Genomic DNA, 18,300 nt, shown 5'->3' with positions numbered 1-18,300 from the left:
TTCGGTGTGCGAAGGGTCCGTATTGAGAGTAAAATGGAGTCGTTGACTCCGCATCCAACCTTTAAAACCAAGGCATCCTCCACCTCGTGTCAGATAAACACATCACCCTGCACGACGACGCTCCCGAGCGTAGTATTTTGGCTCGTTTGATCTTGCCCGACACCGTGGTCGAAGAAGATCCGTTGGAAGAATTGCATGGGTTGGCGACCACGTCAGGAACCGAAGTGGTCGATGAGTTGATTCAACGTCGCTCCACGCCCGATCACTCAACTTATTTGGGCAAAGGCAAAGTCGAAGAACTGCGTCTGATGGTGGAACGCCATGAAGCCGATGTGGTGATCTTTGACAACGATTTGAGTCCGGCGCAGATTCGCAACTTGGAAAAGAAGACCAACGCGAAAGTGATCGACCGAACCGAGTTGATCCTGGATATCTTTGCGGCGGGGGCAAGAACACACGAATCGCGTTTGGCCGTTGAGTTGGCTCAACTGGAATACTCACTGCCTCGCCTCAAACGCATGTGGACTCACTTGTCGCGTCAGTCGATGGGCGTGGGCATGCGTGGTCCGGGTGAAAAGCAATTGGAAGTTGACCGCCGGTTGGCACAAAAACGCATTCACGACTTGAAGACTGAGCTGAAGAGCGTTGAGCTGCGACGCGAACGACAAGTCGCGGCTCGATCGGATTCGCCGACGGTGTCTTTGGTCGGCTACACCAACGCCGGTAAGAGCACGTTGATGAATGCTCTGACCGATGCCGGTGTGATGGCACAGGACAAATTGTTTGCAACGCTTGACACTCGAACACGGCGTTGGCATTTGCCTGAGTGGGGGCACGTGTTGCTCAGCGACACGGTTGGTTTCATTCGGGATCTTCCTCACTCGTTGGTCGCAAGTTTCAAGTCAACGCTTGAAGAAACTCGCCAAGCCGAATTGTTGTTGCACGTTGCTGATGCGAGTAGCTCGCAGGTCTTTGAGCAAATCAGCGCGGTGTATCAAGTGCTCGAAGAGTTGGGCATCGAAGCAAAAGACACTTTGTTGGTACTCAACAAGATTGATGCGATCACCAGCCCACGAGATTTGAATCGCGTCTTGGATCGTTATCCCAACGCCATCCCCGTTAGTGCACGCTCGCGTTCAGGTTTGAAGCCTTTGGCTCAAGCGGTCGGCGAAGCCTTGTCTCGCGAGTTTTTGGATGTCGAGATCGGTGTCGCTCATCATGATGGCAAATTGCTTTCGTTCCTTTCAGCAACCGGCAAAATCGAGTCGCGTGAGTTTGGAAACGACCATGTCATTGTGCGAGTTCGCATGCCAGCATCGGCAATGGGAACTGTGAATCGCAGCGCGTTGAGCGTCACGCCGACGACGCTCGAAATGTGGAAACAAACCGCTTCGGAAGAAGAGCTCGAAGACTCAAGCGAGGATTCATCAGAAGAATCCGTTGAACGTTCAAGCGATGTGGCTTAAACATGCCGCTGCCGTTTCAGCAGGTTTGGGATCCTCAGGACTCCGTGACAATCGTCACCGGCGCAAGCAGCGGCATTGGGTTCGAGTTGACTCGAATGCTTGTCGACCAAGGTGCTCACGTAGTCGCGGTGGCTCGCCGTCGCGAGCGATTGACGGAGCTTGCCAATTCGACGTCGCGGCCCGAGCGTGTGCACTGCATCGCCGGTGATGTGACGGAGGCTTCGACTCGCATGGCCGCATTGAACGTTGCGGACTCTCTCGGCGATGGCAGATTGGATCTGCTAGTCAACAACGCCGGCGTGGGAGCGATTGGACCTTTCGCGGATGCTTCACCTGAACGCATGAGGCGGGTGATGGAGGTGAATTTCTTCGCTCCCGTCGATTGGACGCGTGATGCACTGCCACGCCTGCGATCGGTTTCGCAGAATGGTGGACGGCCGGTGATTTGTAACATCGGCAGTGTCTTGGGCCACCGAGCGGTTCCGGACAAGAGCGAGTACTGCGCCAGCAAGTTTGCACTGCATGGCTGGAACGATTCGTTGCGAGCCGAATTGGTGGGCGACGGAATTGGAGTGACCTTGGTCAGTCCCAGCACCACTCGCAGTGAGTTCTTTGATTCATTGGTTGAGACAGAACCAGACCAAAAATCAAACAGCATTGGTAGTTGGCCGCCGAGGCGAGTTGCTCAAGCGACCTTGTTGGCGATCAAACGCGGTCGCAGCGAAGTGATTTTGAGTCTCGGTGGGAAAGCGTTGGTTTACGCCGATCGTGTATCGCCACCGGTGATGAACGGCATCTTGGCTAAACGAGGTCGCTGATTTCGACTGGCCATCGTCGCGAGGGAATTGGTTCAGTCGCGATAGTTGGGATAGTAGCCATCATAGTAAGGGGCGACCGGATACGGAGTGCCCTGCCCCGATGGGTAAGGTGCGAACTGGTTGGTGCCGGCGGCAGGATTTGGATTGCGATCGCGCCCATGTCCACGGTGATGTCCGTGCCCGGGATTGGTGCCGGGATTGTTTGTATTGCCGGGACCGTTGGCGTTGCCAGGACCGTTGGGGCCGCCGGGATGTTGTCCACCCGGTTGCTGGCCGTGGTATCCGGGGCCGTATCCAAATGGATTGGGCTGAGGTCCGTACTGCGTGGGTGCCGCCCATCCATAGCCACCACCCAGTCCGATGTTCAGGCCACCATAGGGTTGGCCCCAATTGGGATAAGGAGTGCTGTAAGGGCGGTAGGGAAAACGCCATTCCCCATAAGGTCGTACCGGATCGCCCCACTCTTCCACTCGGTGATAGTTGTCGGCTGATTGGCCGTACGCGATGGTGCTGCGAAAGTGAGTGTAGCCACTGGTGCGAAGCGTTTGTGTGATCGCGGTCGTCGGGGCGTCAATCGGTGCGAACTGAGTGACGCGTTGTCCGGATGCGACGTCGTGGGTGTAGGTGCTCGGCATCGTCAACCAATCTGCAAACGCAGATGGCGATTCGCATGCGAGTGTGATCGCGGTGAGACACAGAACGGCTGGGACGAGCGATTTCATAAACGCCAACGTAGTTCGCGTTTGTCACTCAGGCGGGCAATTCAAAACAAAATCACCGGTCGAATGTCCTGCCAAGGTTCCTTAATCGGTTCAATCGTTACAACCCGCAGTGGTTGCTAACTGCGAGCTATGGTTGAAGATTGAATCGAGGATGCCGGCTGCGGATGAGTTCGCTTTCATAGGCACGCCTGACCGTCAACTTCTTCGCCGGTGAATCGTTTGGGAACGCGTGCAATTCCAACGTCACTGGATTGGTTGCGTCATCGCCCAGGATACTTGCCAGTCCAGCGTTGTGACTGCCTCGCAAATGATCACCGATACGGTCGCGCAATCGGATCGCCTCACCGATGTAGAGATAACCAGTTGAATCGCGGAAGAGATAGACGCCCGGCGTATTGGGCAGTGAATCTAGATCCAGCTGTTTCATTGGATGTGTGGTGACGGTTCGATCCCAATCGGCAACTCGGAGGACGAGCTCGGGCCGAAGGCGTCTGGATTTGCGAAGCCGCAGGACGGCACGGCGAACGGTTTCTGGGTAGATGCCTTTTGACAAACGCTCGGCTTCTTCCTGCAATTCGTTTCTCATTCGTGGATCGCACAGAACGTCGTCAATCATCGCGTCGTGACGATCCAAAACGGTGCGAATCGCTATTTCGGCGGTTGGAATGGCGGCGTTGATCGACTCGGAGGCCTCCGACGAACGCTGGGTGGTGGGGACATTCAGGTCACCTCGTTTGCGAAGTTGCAGCAATGCTCGCAAGGCGGCACGCTGTCGATCGAACTGAGATTCTTGGTTTGGATCGATGCCTAATTCTTGGAGAAACGCGTCACGAAGCTCATCTTGCAGGATCAGTTCGTCGCTGCTGAATCCTTGGTGAGATTTACGATGAGCTTCGCGAATTTTGTCTGCGGTGAAGTCGGTCGAATTGACGACAGGCGAAGAAAGAACGCTGTTCTCGCCCGATTCTTGAGCGACCAAATCTTGGTTGAGGATGGGTGCCGACATCGCCAGGAAGCACGCGGCGATGGACAAGAGCCGAGTGCATCGGGCCGGAAGGCGATGGATGACGGGGCGGTCGAGTGAGGCTTGAAAGAAGGCTGGCATGTCAAAAAATTCCAGTCGGGCAAGTTGGTCACGTTGCGTTGATTCTACCAATGATTCCTCGTGCAACGTGATGCCGCCGCAACAGACGTTGATTCAGGCGGTTTGATTGCCATCATCGGGGTGAGCCGGACGATAGGAACGAAGAAATCAAACACCGGTTTGCGGCATGAGGCCGCTGCCCCACTTTTTGCTTCTGAGTCACGACCGCGGATCTGCGGCCTTTCCTGACTTAGATAGAAGTCAATCGGAAACGGAGTTCGCCACCCATGACAAGAATCAATACCAACGTTTCGTCACTCGTTGCACAAAACCGCTTACAGGCAAGCAACGAAGACTTGCAAACGGCATTGACTCGATTGAGCACGGGTTTGCGAATCAACAGCGGGGCGGATGACCCGGCCGGTTTGATTGCGAGTGAGGCGTTGCGAAGCGAAGTGACCAGCCTTGGTCGAGCGATTAGTAACACGCGGCGTGCAAGCCAAATCATCAGCACCGCCGACAGTGCTCTTGGTCAAGTCAGCAACTTGCTCAACGACGTTCGTGGTTTGGTCGTCGAAGCGGCCAACAATGGGGCTCTGTCCAAAGAAGAGATCGCTGCAAACCAGTTGCAGATCGACTCGTCACTCGAAGCCATCAACCGAATCGCACAAACGACGACTTTCCAAGGTCGGAAGCTTCTGGATGGTTCATTGGACTTCGTGTCCACCGCCGGGACCGTCGATTCGATTCGTGACGTCAACATCGATCAAGCGAACTTGGGCATCACTGGTCAGATTGACGTTGAAGTCGTCGTCCAGTCCGAAGCAACTCAAGCAACCGTTACGACGGGTGGGTTCAGCCCGGCAGCACCAGCATCCGTCAGTTTCGGTAGTTCGACGACGGCGGACATCAATGGCGAATCGATTGACATCGTCGGGCCCGAAGGTTTCACCAGCGTTGCTTTCGTGGATGATCCTAATAATTCGAACACGGGTGTAGTGTCGTACGACGACACAACTGGCGTGCTAACCGTCACGGGGAACTTCACTGGTGATTCAGCGAACCCTGGTGAAGCGGACGCGGATGCAAGTGCGGTTGCCATCCAGAACCTGATCAGCGCGGAAGATGGATTTTCGGCTTCCGGAACAGCGGTCGCTGGTACTCCAGCGGCATTGCCCACCGATGTCACCGCCGATGTTGCGTTTCAGATTGATGCCATCGCAGAAGGCTCGGAATTCAACAATGTTCAGATCGAGTTTATCGATCTGAATGATGCGACGGCCGATGATGCCGCGACCGCTTCGTTCGACGAAGAGCAGAAAATTCTGACGGTTACCTTCAACTCGCAAGCCGCGACGCCAACCAATCGCGATTACGCTGCGATCGCGACGGCCATCGATGCCGTGCAGGACGACGAAGGCACCAACCTATTCACGAGCACCAACAACTCTGGTTCGAACGCGTTTGTCGCTCCTGAATCACCACTGACAACCGCCAACACCGGTGGAGAAGTGCTGTTGGATGACTTGGTGTTTCAGCTGAACGGTGCGTCCGGTGCCGAGACGTTCAACTTTGCTGGCGGAACAGGACAAGACCAAATCGCGGCAGCGATCAACTTGGTTAGCGATAGCACGGGAATCTCCGCGAGCACCGCAACAGGTCAATTGCAGTTCACGTCCACCGCCTACGGTTCCGAAGCATTGATCAACATTGATGTGATCAATGAAGGAACTTCAGGGACCTTCGAATCGTCGCTGGCTGAAACACGGGCGACCGGACAAGACATTGTGGCGACGGTCAATGGTGTGGAAGCCAACGGTCGTGCCAACACATTGTCGATCAACACATCATCGCTGGATTTGGAAGTCACCGTCGACGATGGAAGTTCCGCGAACTTCTCGTTCTCGATCACCGGTGGTGGTGCGTTGTTCCAATTGGGGCCAGACGTCACCAGTAACCAGCAAGCTCGTTTGGGCATCGGGAGTCTGAGCACCGGCCAACTCGGTGGTGCCAACGGTCGGTTGTATGAACTGGGCAGTGGTCAAGCAAAAAGCTTGACGAACGATGTCAACGGTGCGGCATCGGTGATCGACGAAGTGATTGACAAAGTCACCAGCCTTCGCGGTCGACTCGGTGCATTCCAGGCAACGAGCTTGGAGAGCAACTTGGTCAGCTTGAACGAAACGCTCGCTAACCTGGAAGAAGCAGAAAGCTCGATCCGTGATGCTGACTTTGCACAAGAGTCAGCCAATCTGACGCGGGCTCAAATCTTGGTTCAATCGGGAACGAACGTTCTATCGCTTGCAAACCAAAACCCGCAGAACGTGTTGTCGTTGCTCGGGTAGTCTGACTTCTTGGCCCAGGCAACCTTTTAAGAACGAACGCCATCGATTCCAGCTCATGGGATCGGTGGCGTTGTTCGTTGATTGATAGCATGCGATCTCGAATGGTCCTTGTTGATTCCAGCGTGCCGCGATCTTGATCTGCAATGAGGTGCTAGTGCATCGCTGCGTACGAGCAGTCTTGATCCACTCAACGCAAACAGACGTTGTTGTTGAGGGGCTGAGCAATCGCCTCGTCAAGACAGGGCTCTTGCTTCATAAAGAGAGAACACTCGCTCAGATGTAAAACATCGGAGCGGCAACGTCTTGGCATTCGCGGACGACATCGCCAAGACGAACGCGAGCGAGACGTTTTCGAGATTCTTCCGACGCTTCGTTCCATCGCCGCTGAAGAGCGTGTTGGGCATCGGACATTGGTTGGTCACCACGATCAGTGGATTCCGTGCAACCAATTGCTTCGGCGATGTCCAGCAAGGTGATCGAATCCGGGTCGACGGCCAAAACGTAACCACCCTGGGAACCTCGCACCGCACGGACCCAACCGGTCGACTTCAATGTGCGAAGGATCTGCACCAAATAGGGTCCAGGGATGTCATGGCGCGAAGTGATCTCGGACGTGCGGACCGGTTGCCCGTCGTTGCTGTGCATCGCCAAATCCATCATCGCCAAACAGGCGTAATGAACGGCAGCATTGATCACCATCGCAAATTTCTCCGAACTAGGTTCAACCGACCAAGGTCATTCCGAGGTGTGCAATCCGCATTCGGTCTTTTGGAATCCACTCCAACGACCTGCTCGTTCGTCTTCGCCAAGTTGGACAGGACGCGTGCAAGCTTGGCATCCGATGCTCGGATAGCCTTGGTCGTGCAATGGGTTGTATGGGATGCTCTCTTTCGAGATCAGCGACCAAACATCTTTTTTGGTCCAGTTTGCCAGAGGACTGATCTTTACCAGCTGGAATTTCTTGTCCCAGCCAACGATCGGAGCCTTCGCACGATCTTCGCTCTGGTCGCGACGGATAGCGCTGGCCCATGCATGCCAACCACTGGCCGCACGATGTAGCACGCGTAGTTTGCGTTCGAAGCAGCAGCGATTGGGGTCGGTCTTGTAGAGCGGTCCGCCATGGAGCGTTTCGAATTCCTCGACCGTCGTCGACGGGTATTTGTACTGGACTTCGATCCCGTAGCGTTCCTTGACCTTCTCGCGAAGATCGAGAGTTTCTCGAAATTGGTAGCCGGTTTCTAAGTTGAAAATTGGCGTTTCGGGAGCAATTTCGGCGAGCATGTGAATGATCGTCATGCCTTCGGGGCCGAAGGCGGTCGCCATGGTGAATTTCGGGGCAAATCGATCCACCGCCCATTTCAGCACTTCTTGTGGAGTCGCGGATTCCAATGAATCGCTGTCTCGCTTCAGTTCGGCCAGAAATTCGTCTGTGGGAGCCAGGGGAGGATCCGCCGCCAGGGCACCACGTTTGGTTGGAATCCCCTGCGCATCGACGTCAGGGCCCGCAGCAGCCGCGTTGTGAGCGATCTCAGCCGGCGTGAGAACACGCAACGACGGTCTGGATGCTGGCTCAGCCGAGACAGGTGTGGATTCGGATTCAGAGGGGACATAAGTGGGGTTCACCACGGCTGTCTCGTTCAGGCGAATGGGCATTGCGACTCATCTCCAGACCGCAAAAAACGGTCTGAATGACTTTGGAAGTGTGAAACCTTACAAACATGATCTGAATGGTCAAGTATCCCCATCGGCCGCCGAAGCGGTCCGCTTGAGCCGATCAAACTGGATCGTCACGACTTTGACGTATAATTGGAAAGGTCGCTCCATTTCGTCTGATGAGCCAAAGAACCGAGCCATGGATACTTTTCGCCGCTTGCAACCGACACCTCGGTCATCTTTTCGTCGGAAAATGCGATTGATCGCGCGGGGGGTATTCGCGACTGGCGTGGCATGCCTGCCAGTTCGGGCGGCGGAGGCGGACACTTTGTTGCTCAGCACCGGTGGACAGTTGACCGGCAAGGTTCGCGAGGTGGAATCGAAGAAGACGCCCTACGTCTTGGTGCAGGTCGATCAAGACCTCTCTGTCGCGATCGCAAAAGCGAACTCGCGAATGATTGTTGGCGATGAAAAGCTTCAGGAATACCGGCGCCGCGTCGTCGAAGCCGGCCAGGACGGGCAAGCACATTACGAGCTTGCGACTTGGTGCCGGCAAAACAATCTGCTGCAGCAACGGCAGTATCACTTGCTGCGAACAATCGACTTGCTACCCGACCATCCCAACGCCCGGGCCGCGCTGGGTTACACGCGGAAGGACGGGAAGTGGATACTCACGGAAGTCTGGCGACGGAACCAAGGATTGGTGAAAGATCGCAAGGGTCAGTGGGTTCTGCCGGAGGTCGTTGCTTGGCGAGAAAACGCCGACGTGAACGACAAAGTCGCGAAGCGTTGGATCAAGACGATCAAACAACTGTTGTCCAAAATTCAGCGAGGCGACGCGGAAGCGATGGCTGAGATGGCAGCGATCGATGACCCGCTGGCGTCGCAAGCGATTGCAAAGGAGCTGGTCGATTCACAAAAACGCGGTTCGAACTGGCGTCCGGTTCGAATGGTATGGCTCAACAAGTTGAAAGAATTTCGAACCGGGGCCGCCGTGGAAGCAATCGTAAAGACAGGGTTGTTGGATACCGACGATGTGGTTCGCGAAGATGCTCTGGCTTGGTTGCAATCCAATGAGACCAGTTCGGCAATCGCGACCTACATGCCGTGGTTGAAAAGCAACAACCCGAAGCAGGTCAAGGCCGCAGCTCGTGCTCTCGCATACTTCCCCAATCCCGAAGCAGCGTTCGTTTACATCGACGCATTGATTACGATCGAAAAACAAACGCAACAGGTCGGTGGTGGTTCACGAGCCGGTTTTGACAACGCCGGTGGAGGCGGGTTCTCTCAAGGCAGCAAACAAGTCGTCGTCAACACGCCGCATCGACACCCTGAGGTGTTGCAGTTACTGCGATCGATCGCACCGGACGTCGACTTTGGTTACGACAAATCAGCGTGGAAGAACTACTTTGCGGAACTGCGATCGCCACCAAGATCGGATCTGCGACGAGACAGTTGACGCTTGTCACGGATGGTGCCCGTAGCCGCCGGAGAGTTTCCGTCGTAGCGTGTCCAGGTTCGTCTCGGTGGGGGCCACCGAGCTACAGGTTAGAACGCTCGCCAAGCTGTCGCCGACGGAGGCTCTCCGTCGGCATGAACAAAAGCCATCGCAGCAAGCGAAGGTCTTCCCAACAAGTACGAGACGATGAGTCTCGATGTTGCTGGAACTTTGCGAAAGCCCCATGACAGGGGGATTCAGAACCGGACGCGATTGCGTTGCACGCTGATGGGATTGGTCACGCTCCTGATCAGCCGCCGGGCGATTGCCCGATTTACCAATTCACCCTCCCTCTGGGAGGGTCGAGCGAAGCGAGGGGAGGGCTACACACCGGGTTTTAGGTTCGCCCTCCCCGGCCCGAAGCGGGCCGGCCCTCCCAGAGGGAGGGTGAAGTAAGTCCCATTCGGCGATTGCCCCCGGTTCTATCCAGTGTCGTCCGCCAATTAGGCGACAGGTTTGACTTCGTAACCTGGGCGGTATTCGCGGCGAAGGAACGGGTTGGCTGCGTCAGCGTTTTCGCCAACGAATCGTTCCGTCTTTGGATCATGCGTCAGCATTGGGCCGGACTTCAATTCCGACATGTCGACGCCATATCGCTTCAGCGATTCGTGCATGTCATCAAGGACGGCTGACCAAGCGGGGAGTTCCGATGCGGAACGCACTTGCTCATCGCTATAGTTGCCAGCACAACGCATTGCGACATTGGCCAAGTTGCACCAACCAGTGCTGTGATGACCGTTCTCGATCGGTGCTGCCAAAGATTCCGCTTTGCGACTCTTGACCGCTTCGACAAAGTTGCTGACGTGGGCAGGAACGGTGCTTACGTCGGCCTTGAAGCTGCGGATGGTTTTGCCGTCCAGGTCGACAGCTTTGCCGCTGCCACGCTGGCCAAGGTAGTAGCCGCCTTCGCATACGACGACATAGCCGCTGCCTGGTCCGGTCATCGGCTTGCCGCCGGGAACCTTCCAGCTGCCCTTTTCGCCCGGCTTGATCGACATGTTGCTCAGTGCGATCACGGTCGGAAACATTTCGGTTTCGAACAAAGCGAAGTGCACATTGGGCGTTTGGCCCGCGTCTCCCCAACCCATGCGTCCGCCAGCGGCGATCATCTTGGATGGTGTTGAAACTTTGTCTTGGTAAGCGACGTTGCGAATGTCATCCAGGATGTGGACACCCCAGTTGCCCATTTCACCACTGCCGGTGTTCCAATCCCAGTGCCAATCGTAGTGAAGGTTGTTTCGCATGATGGGTTGGTCCTGAGCAGGGCCAAGCCACAAGTCGTAATTCACTTCACTAGGGATCTCGAGTGGTTTGTCGCGTTTGCCGATCGGACCGCGAACGCCGAGCCGGTTGGCTTGGACGTATTTGATTGCACCGAGTCCTTGGTCGTCGTGCAAGAACTTGCGAGCTTCCATTTGAATGGGATCGCTGCGTTGCTGGGTTCCCAGCTGAACGATCGCGCCGGACTTCTTCGCGGCTTCGACAACTTGACGCCCTTCCCACTGCGAATGCGAGAGGGGTTTTTCGACGTAGACGTCTTTGCCGGCATCGATTGCCCACAGAGCAGCCAAGCAGTGCCAGTGGTTGCAAGTTGTGATGACAACCGCGTCCACATCGTCCGAATCAAGTGCTGCTCGCAGGTCTGTGTAGGCCTTTGCGCCGTACTTTTTAGCCATCGACGCGGCTCGTTTTTCGTCTGGATCAGCAACCGCAACCAGTTTCGCACCAGCGACCGAGTCGACGGTTCGTGCCAGTTCGCCACCGCGTCCACCCGCGCCCAAAACGGCAATGCGGACTTCGTCGTTGGCCGCCGCACGGAGGGGGCTGCTTAAAGCGACGGTGCCAACACCAGCCGCGACACCGGCAAGAAATTGACGCCTTCCGAAATTTGAAGTCGAGACTTCACGCATGTTGTTGATCCTATGAAGTAAAGAGACGGGGAAATCGTGAATGAGCGGCCTAACTAAGATACGGAGCCCATTTAAGAAAAGCAAAGCACCCGTGAGGCTTTATTAGCGGAAGATCCTCCGTCGCACGCCAAAAGACCTTAGGCATGATCGGGGAATCTGAGCCTGATGCCTGCGGGCGAAACGGCAACGTGACCGATTCGCCGAGAAGTCTCAGATGCCTTTCCCTGAACCGATCCTTATTCGTGACGCAGGGCTTCGATTGGATTCATTCGAGCTGCACGAATTGCGGGATAAAGTCCGCTCACCAAACCGACCATGACCGCGATGATCACCGCCAATGGAATGGTTTCGTAAACAATCGCAGGTTGCGAATCACGAATGGCGCTTGGCAATGCCTCGAATTGCTCTGGAAAACCACTGGCAACCAATCCAATGAACAGCCGGTACATCGGTGGGCCGGCAAATCCCAGCAGAATGCCCAGGAACGCACCGGCGAAGCTGAGCACGATCGTTTCGACCAAAAATTGACGCACGATGTCTGCTCGTTTCGCACCGAGGGCGCGACGAATACCGATCTCGCGAGTTCGCTCGGTGACGCTGGCGAGCATGATATTCATAATCCCGATGCCGCCCACCAGCAGAGAGATGCAGGCGATCAAGATCCCAATGCCCAGGAACATCAATCGTAAGTTGCGGGCTTGTTCCAGCAGTTCCAGTGGAACCACGACGGCGATGTCACCCACTTCCGCGTGCTTGGGTGCCAAAATGTTTTCGATGACAGCGGCGGTCGTGCGGACCTGCGAAACCTTCTCGACTTGCAACGTGATCTGGTTCAGTTCCATCATTTCAATTTGGAACTGGCCACTGCGACGGGTCACGATTGTGTCGCCGATGCGCTTTTGCATCGTCTGCATCGGGATGTAAACGTCTTTGGAAAAGTCTTGCGAGTCCAATGAGCCACCGATGGCCGCGGATGGATTGCGAGCTTCCAAGACGCCAACGACACGGTAAAAATCAGTGTGCTCGGGAATGTAGATTCTTTTGCCGAGTGGTTCCTCATAAGGAAACAAACGTTCGACAACACCCGTCGCGATCACGCAAACGTTTTCGTTGTTGAGTCCATCCGCGTCCGTCAAAAAGCGTCCGCCACGTTCGCGAATTTTGAGTTGATTGACGGTTGCGTAGCCGGGCGTGCAACCGACCAAACGTCCGTCGCACAACTTGTCTCGGTAGGTGAACTGGCGACGGATTTCGCGAATGGGAACTGCCTTTTGAATGGTTGGCAGTGTTGCGAGAATTTGGTCGAGCTCCGAACGCAACAGTCCGTACTTGGAGGCTGAGCGATCGACGAGTTTCTCTTCGGACGGTTTAACCGTTCGGACGATGATGGTTGTTGCACCGAGCGATTCAATTTGCTTCTGAACCTGATCACTGGCGCCTTGGCTGATCGCGGTCAACACAATCACGGCCCAAACACCGATCAAGATACCCAGCATCGTCAGCCCGGTTCGAAGCGGGTGCAGAGTCAGGCTTTTGACACCGAGCGAGAATGTACGAAGCCACATCATGATTCGAGGCCCTGTTTTGCAAGGATAGCTTTGGCGGCCTCTCGCTGCGCGTTGCGAGCTTTTTCGCGTTGTGCCTCGGGGACCAAATCATCGCTGTGCAGCATGCCGTCTTTAAGACGAACGACTCGCTTGGCTCGGTCTGCGACATCGTCTTCGTGTGTCACCAGGATGATCGTCCGGCCTTCACTGTTGAGGACATCGAACAGCGTCAAGATTTCTTCGGTCGTGACCGAATCCAAGTTCCCGGTTGGTTCGTCGGCAAGAATGAAGAATGGGTCATTGACCAATGATCGAGCGATCGCGACACGTTGCTGCTGTCCACCCGAGAGTTGGTTGGGACGGTGATCAAGTCGGTCGCCTAGGCCGACTCGGTCGGCCAGTTCGACAACTCGTTTGTGTTGCTCGGGCCCGAGTTTGCCCTGGTAGTACAACGGCACTTGAATGTTCTCAACAACACTGAGTTGTTGAATCAAGTTGTACGACTGAAAGACAAAACCAATCCGACGACTGCGGATGTCGGCGAGTTCATCATCGGACATGGTGCCGATGTCATCATCGCCCAACATCAAGTGACCCGCGGTGGGTTGGTCCAAACATCCCAGCAGGTTCAGCAACGTACTCTTGCCGCTACCCGATGGTCCCATGATCGCGACAAAGTCACCCTCGGGCACATCGAATGAGACTCCACGAAGAGCTCGTACGGTCTCGCTCTTGAGAACGTATTCCTTCGTCAGATTCTTGATGCTCGTGGCCAGGCGTTTTCCTTTCACGCCAGCCTTCGATTCGGTGTTTGCCACAGCGGTTCCGCTCAAAGATGCGTCCGACGTTTGAGGGTCATAGGCGTTGGGAACACTCATGACGCGACCGGAATGGTTTCAGTGACCTTCGTGATCGCTTTGGTCGGTTCGCTCTTCGAATCATCAACGTCGCCGGCTGAGTCCGAAACATCCTCGTCGGATGTCTCGATGGCGGTTTGCTGATTAGGGCGTGGGCGATTTGAGCCACCGCCGGCAGCACCTCCGCCGCCTTTGGGCGAACCACCTTCAGGTCGGCCCGCGCCGGGTTTTCGTCCGCCAGGAGGACCCTCGCCAGGTTTGCGTCCGGCTTCCGCACCTGTTGCGGCTTCCCCGGCCCCTTCCACGGGTGCGGTTTCGCGTAGGTCACGCATTTCGCTGTTGTCCACAGCGACGATCTCCGGCAGATCCAATAGGTTCAAATGTTCTCGCAGATTCAGAACGACTTTCTCGCCAGGTTCCAAACCCGAAACAATGTTTGCCATGGTGTCGTTGATCGCACCGGCTTCCACTGCGCGAGTCTCGAAGCTTTGTGGTCCGGTTTGTACCAGCGAATACATCTTTCCGCCGTGTTCATACAAGCCTTGGATCGGTACCTGGGTCGCATCGGGAAGCTGTTGGATGAACACTTCCACCGCCGCGGTCATGCCGGTTCGGATGATTTCGGGCGGATCGATGATTTCGATCGTGGTGGCGTATTCTTTGACCGAAGAACTGAACCAGCTACCCGGTTCGGCATAGCGGTTCACCTTGGTGACACGACCCTTCAACACGACGTCGGGCAATGCGTCCAAGCGAATCTTGGCGGGCATGCCTCGCTTCAGCAGTGTCACGCGAGATTCGTTGACTTTGCAACGAACTTGCATGCGAGTGGGATCGGGAAGTTCGATGATCGCTTGACGCTCACGCACTTGAGCACCGGCTTCGACGACAAACTCAGCGTTGCCGCCACGTGAACTGTATCGGTTGGCATGGACCACGACGCCGTCGGTCGGGGCGTACATCACACAGACTTCAATTTGTTGTTCGACTTCGGCGAGTTCCTGTTGTTCTTCCAACAACTCGGAGCGTGCCGCGGACAGCGTGGCTTCTGCCGCATCGATGTCGCTATCGAACTGGACCAGCATCTTTCGGCGAGTCAGGTTCTGCAGCACCTTCAGGCGGCCCTGAGCCGATTCCAATTGGTTTTGAGCGTTTGCGAGTGCAAACTTGTCGGCTTCCAATTGCAACGATTTGACCAAACCTTTGGCGACCAAACGTTCGGTACTGCCGATGGCCAATTGAGCCTTGCGAAGCTCCTGCTCAGCCACCGCGATTTCGCTCAAGATCGCTTTCTCATCGGTCTTGTAGACGCCTTCGAGATACTCTTCGCGAGCGATCTTGGCTTGCTCGACCATTGCCGAAGCGGTGGCGACGTTGGCTTCGGCCACGATGACTTCAATTCGGTTTTCTTTTAGCTGGACTTCGAGATTGGATGAATCGAGCTCAACCAATTTGTCGCCCTTGCGAACGCGTGAGCCTTCGTCGATGACCCACAAAATCGATGTGCCTGATCCACCTCGAGATTCGATCTGGCAGATGATTTCGGTATTGCTGCTACTCTCGATTTCGCCTTGTTCGACCACCGTGTGATCAAATGCCTCTTTGACGACTTCGGAAACGATCAAATCATCCGCACTGATCGTTGATTGTTTTGCAATGTATTGCTGGTAGCCGAAGTAGCCTCCAACGCCAATCAAAACCAAACAGATCAACAGCCCGACCATGATCCCGCCTGTTCGCGGATGATCTGCCTTGCTGGCTGGGTGCTGCCAAGCCACAGCGGGAAGCTGGGAATTGCGGGTGATTGGGCGAGCCGAACGAAAGCGACGTCGCTCCGCTCCGGCTTGCTGCCGGGGCGGGCTGAATGTGGATGATCGCATGATTTTCAGGCGGGGGCCGTGGGGAGAGAACGGAGGGCTAACATTTGAACCCCAAAAATCAGCGAAGGTTTCGCGTGGTTTTTGTGGGGAAGGTGAACACGGCGAGTCCACCAGTCGGGCCAATATGTTACTTGACCCAACCGATCCCCCAACCGTTTTTACGAAAAATATCGATCTGACGAGATCGATTGTTCGCCATCGGAGTCGCCCGATTGTCGCAATTTCTCGCACAATTCGTTCGAATCCATCGCGAATCGGGGGTTGATTTCGACTTTGACCGAATCGTCGACCGTCACGCCGCAGGATCTCAACCAGCCTCGGTGGAGATCGCAAATCGCTTGTTGGGCCAATTCGGGGGTGTCCGTCGCCGCACCGTTGGCATTCTTAACCGGTGCAAAGGCCTCGGCCGGATTGGCTTCGCAAACAATCGTGTTTTTCGCATTTGGGAGCAAATCAAAGATGAATTGCTCGAACTTGGTCGCGTTGGGGCTCTCGGGTGTCACCAATTGGCCGTCCGCAACCACATGCGAGACCTTTTTGTTGGCCCGGTGGATTGGAAGGGACGTGTCTAGATCCAGCATCCGCTCCAGAAAGTCCAGGTCGAACAGATGGACCGCGATGTTGCCGGCCCAAAGTTTTAGGCTGCCATCGGCGTTGGTCATTTCGGCGGCCGAGTCAGGCAGGTCGCTGTACTCGATGATCTGGGTCTGACCGTCGATCTCGACGACGTTTCCAACTTTTTCGGTTGGGTAGCGTTTGCGGATGACTTGCGTGGTCATCTCGCTGCTGGCCAGCAAATGGTGGCCGATGAAAACAGGATCGCACAAACCGACCAACGGATTGTCGACCTGGAAGTAGAATAGGTGCTTGCGTCCGTTCTTCCGCATTTCTTCCATGCACCCGTTTCGTGAAAGAGCACGCAGGGTTCCGCCGTGGCCGTCAGGGCTGAGCGCGAGAGAGCCTTTCTCCGCCAACAACACTTGTCCGGTCTCCGCATCGACCGCGGGCATGGTGCCTTGTTGAAAGATCGTGACCTGCTCGGGTTTCAATCCCAGGTAATTGTTCTCTTCAAAGTAGCGACGTGTTTCGACGTGGGTCGCTTCGCTGGTCATCAGATACAAAGGCACGTCGACGCCATACTTTTCGCCCGCCGCAATCAAACGATCCGCGAAGAATTGAAAGAGTGTTCGCTCGCTGACGGGCCCTACGGGAAACATGCCTTTCGGTTGATCGAACCCCAGCCGAGTTCCCTGTCCTCCGGCAACCAACACGGTCGCGATCTCGCCGGCTCGGAGGGCTTCTTCGCCACGCTTCTGGGCGTCTTCGAGAGTCCAATCGCAACCGCTTCCGTCGCTGGCGACCGCTTGTGGCATTGTTGCCCGCGCGGCCAGTTCACCGAAGTCGACCGATTTGTCTTTGCCTTCGATCAGCGTTTTGAGCCGGGCGAAGTCCACTTGCGCGATCTGCTCGCTCAATCGAGATTGCTGGTCGGAATCGAGCGAGTCCCAAAAACGCAGCAGGTGTGTTTGTTCGAAAGGCTCCAAGCGAGATTTCAGCTCATCGAACGAAAGATTGGGTTGGCTTTGAGCGGACGACTGGGCGGCAGACATTGGTAACTGGTGAATTCGTTGGAGGAAAGGTGAATGCAGTGAATTGCAAGCAAAGACGGCAGCTCAGACCAGCATATTCTGTTCCGTACCCATTCCAGCCACCCGTTGGGGAGATTCGCGAAAACTTCCTCAATCCTGTTCGGGACGCGGGAATGCTGCGGGTTGTCCAAACCATTCCGGGTGGAAACCATGGCGAACGGCCAGCAGAACCGCCTTACCGTGTTGGTGCGGGGCACCATGGGTGGTGTCCCATTCGAGGCGTTCTTCGTACCGCAAGACACGCAGCTTCGAATCGGGATCGCATGCCCAACCGACCAATTGATTGGGGCGGAAATAATTGATCACCGCACCCGCCGTTTCGCTGACGGGTTGGTCGCTTTCCTTGCCCGGTGATTGGTTGCTGCCCGGATCTTCGGTCGTGTGAACTTGTGCGTACAGCATGCCGTGATCGGTCAGGGAGGCACACATTTTTTTCCAAACGGCCGGCGCATCGGTCCCAGGAATATGATCCAGAACAGTCGTCGCGATGACGGCGGCGTACTGATTCGCTTCCATCGACAACTCGCGCACGTCGCAAACGACCGTCTGAATTCGTTCGGACAAGTCGGTTCGTTCAGCTCGTTCGCGAATCCGGTCGAGCCCTCGTTCGCTAACATCAACCGATGTGACGTCATAGCCCGCCGCGGCGAGTGCCAGCGTGTCTCGGCCGGCCCCAGCACCCAAATCAATGGCTTTTGGCCGTTGGGTGTAGGTCGATGCCTTCGCACCAGTTTGTTTCAAATACGCAGCCAATTCCGGCGAAGGTTGCATGCCGTATGCGATGTTTTCGCGGTCGTAGGCTTCGAAGAAGAAGTCGTTGGATGGGTCGTCGGTGACTCGATTCACGCTGATACAGACTGTCTGAAGAAAT

The 18,300-nt window shown here is 55.7% G+C and carries 14 protein-coding genes; 4 read left to right on the top strand and 10 right to left on the bottom strand.

Going from position 1 to position 18,300, the window contains the following annotated elements; all coding sequences use genetic code 11:
* Positions 1-86: 86 nt before the first annotated feature.
* Entirely contained in the window at positions 87-1,466 is a 1,380-nt protein-coding gene (hflX, locus tag RB_RS14305) for a GTPase HflX (protein ID WP_011121200.1), read from the top strand.
* A gap of 2 nt (positions 1,467-1,468) precedes the next feature.
* Positions 1,469-2,284, top strand: a complete 816-nt coding sequence (locus tag RB_RS14300; RefSeq protein WP_011121199.1) for an SDR family NAD(P)-dependent oxidoreductase — start codon at positions 1,469-1,471, stop codon at positions 2,282-2,284.
* A gap of 32 nt (positions 2,285-2,316) precedes the next feature.
* Here the strand turns inward: RB_RS14300 and RB_RS14295 are convergent, their stop codons facing one another.
* Both RB_RS14295 and RB_RS14290 read right to left on the bottom strand, forming a co-directional pair.
* Complete coding sequence (locus tag RB_RS14295; protein ID WP_164922031.1) at positions 2,317-3,006, bottom strand: hypothetical protein; 690 nt, start codon at positions 3,004-3,006, stop codon at positions 2,317-2,319.
* 127 nt (positions 3,007-3,133) lie between these two features.
* Complete coding sequence (locus tag RB_RS14290) at positions 3,134-4,177, bottom strand: GIY-YIG nuclease family protein (protein ID WP_011121197.1); 1,044 nt, start codon at positions 4,175-4,177, stop codon at positions 3,134-3,136.
* Positions 4,178-4,377: 200 nt separating this feature from the next.
* On the opposite strand from RB_RS14290, the gene RB_RS14285 reads away from it, so the two are divergent.
* The gene (locus tag RB_RS14285) at positions 4,378-6,435 is read left to right on the top strand and encodes a flagellin (protein WP_011121196.1); all 2,058 of its coding nucleotides are present in this window, start codon (positions 4,378-4,380) and stop codon (positions 6,433-6,435) included.
* A 273-nt stretch (positions 6,436-6,708) separates the two neighbouring features.
* On the opposite strand, the gene RB_RS14280 is transcribed toward RB_RS14285, so the two are convergent.
* Positions 6,709-7,134, bottom strand: coding sequence for an Rrf2 family transcriptional regulator (locus RB_RS14280; protein WP_007326136.1), 426 nt, complete (start codon positions 7,132-7,134; stop codon positions 6,709-6,711).
* A 36-nt stretch (positions 7,135-7,170) separates the two neighbouring features.
* Positions 7,171-8,088 carry a phosphoadenylyl-sulfate reductase gene (locus RB_RS14275; RefSeq protein ID WP_011121194.1) on the bottom strand — a complete coding sequence of 306 codons (918 nt, stop codon included), beginning with the start codon at positions 8,086-8,088 and terminating at the stop codon, positions 7,171-7,173.
* A gap of 328 nt (positions 8,089-8,416) precedes the next feature.
* Here RB_RS14275 and RB_RS14270 point away from each other — a divergent pair, with 328 nt between their 5' ends.
* Positions 8,417-9,547, top strand: a complete 1,131-nt coding sequence (locus RB_RS14270) for a HEAT repeat domain-containing protein (RefSeq protein ID WP_164922869.1) — start codon at positions 8,417-8,419, stop codon at positions 9,545-9,547.
* Between the two features lie 482 nt (positions 9,548-10,029).
* Here the strand turns inward: RB_RS14270 and RB_RS14265 are convergent, their stop codons facing one another.
* The 6 genes from RB_RS14265 to RB_RS14240 all read right to left on the bottom strand — a co-directional run bounded on the left by RB_RS14265 (position 10,030) and on the right by RB_RS14240 (position 18,275).
* Positions 10,030-11,496, bottom strand: coding sequence for a Gfo/Idh/MocA family protein (locus RB_RS14265; RefSeq protein ID WP_007324175.1), 1,467 nt, complete (start codon positions 11,494-11,496; stop codon positions 10,030-10,032).
* A 236-nt stretch (positions 11,497-11,732) separates the two neighbouring features.
* A complete protein-coding gene (locus RB_RS14260; RefSeq protein ID WP_007324174.1) occupies positions 11,733-13,064 on the bottom strand; it encodes an ABC transporter permease in 1,332 nt (443 codons plus the stop codon).
* Positions 13,061-13,921, bottom strand: coding sequence for an ABC transporter ATP-binding protein (locus RB_RS14255; protein ID WP_011121188.1), 861 nt, complete (start codon positions 13,919-13,921; stop codon positions 13,061-13,063). The genes RB_RS14260 and RB_RS14255 overlap by 4 nt, the downstream gene beginning before the upstream one ends.
* The gene (locus tag RB_RS14250; protein WP_164922030.1) at positions 13,918-15,780 is read right to left on the bottom strand and encodes an HlyD family secretion protein; all 1,863 of its coding nucleotides are present in this window, start codon (positions 15,778-15,780) and stop codon (positions 13,918-13,920) included. The genes RB_RS14255 and RB_RS14250 overlap by 4 nt, the downstream gene beginning before the upstream one ends.
* 158 nt (positions 15,781-15,938) lie before the next feature.
* Entirely contained in the window at positions 15,939-17,390 is a 1,452-nt protein-coding gene (locus tag RB_RS14245) for a UTP--glucose-1-phosphate uridylyltransferase (protein WP_011121186.1), read from the bottom strand.
* Positions 17,391-17,519: 129 nt separating this feature from the next.
* Positions 17,520-18,275, bottom strand: coding sequence for a class I SAM-dependent methyltransferase (locus tag RB_RS14240; protein ID WP_164922029.1), 756 nt, complete (start codon positions 18,273-18,275; stop codon positions 17,520-17,522).
* Positions 18,276-18,300 lie beyond the last annotated feature (25 nt).

This window comes from Rhodopirellula baltica SH 1 (assembly GCF_000196115.1).
Classification (GTDB): domain Bacteria; phylum Planctomycetota; class Planctomycetia; order Pirellulales; family Pirellulaceae; genus Rhodopirellula; species Rhodopirellula baltica.
The sequence above is the reverse complement of the archived record's forward strand: the minus strand, read 5'-3'. Positions and strand labels throughout refer to the sequence as shown.

Coding starts and splice junctions, on each gene's coding strand:
- RB_RS14285 (WP_011121196.1), top strand. CDS start 4,378: ATGACAAGAATCAATACCAACGTTTCGTCACTCGTTGCACAAAACCGC.
- RB_RS14245 (WP_011121186.1), bottom strand. CDS start 17,390: ATGTCTGCCGCCCAGTCGTCCGCTCAAAGCCAACCCAATCTTTCGTTC.
- RB_RS14275 (WP_011121194.1), bottom strand. CDS start 8,088: ATGCCCATTCGCCTGAACGAGACAGCCGTGGTGAACCCCACTTATGTC.
- RB_RS14300 (WP_011121199.1), top strand. CDS start 1,469: ATGCCGCTGCCGTTTCAGCAGGTTTGGGATCCTCAGGACTCCGTGACA.
- RB_RS14255 (WP_011121188.1), bottom strand. CDS start 13,921: ATGAGTGTTCCCAACGCCTATGACCCTCAAACGTCGGACGCATCTTTG.
- RB_RS14260 (WP_007324174.1), bottom strand. CDS start 13,064: ATGATGTGGCTTCGTACATTCTCGCTCGGTGTCAAAAGCCTGACTCTG.
- RB_RS14265 (WP_007324175.1), bottom strand. CDS start 11,496: ATGCGTGAAGTCTCGACTTCAAATTTCGGAAGGCGTCAATTTCTTGCC.
- RB_RS14250 (WP_164922030.1), bottom strand. CDS start 15,780: ATGCGATCATCCACATTCAGCCCGCCCCGGCAGCAAGCCGGAGCGGAG.
- RB_RS14280 (WP_007326136.1), bottom strand. CDS start 7,134: ATGGTGATCAATGCTGCCGTTCATTACGCCTGTTTGGCGATGATGGAT.
- RB_RS14295 (WP_164922031.1), bottom strand. CDS start 3,006: ATGAAATCGCTCGTCCCAGCCGTTCTGTGTCTCACCGCGATCACACTC.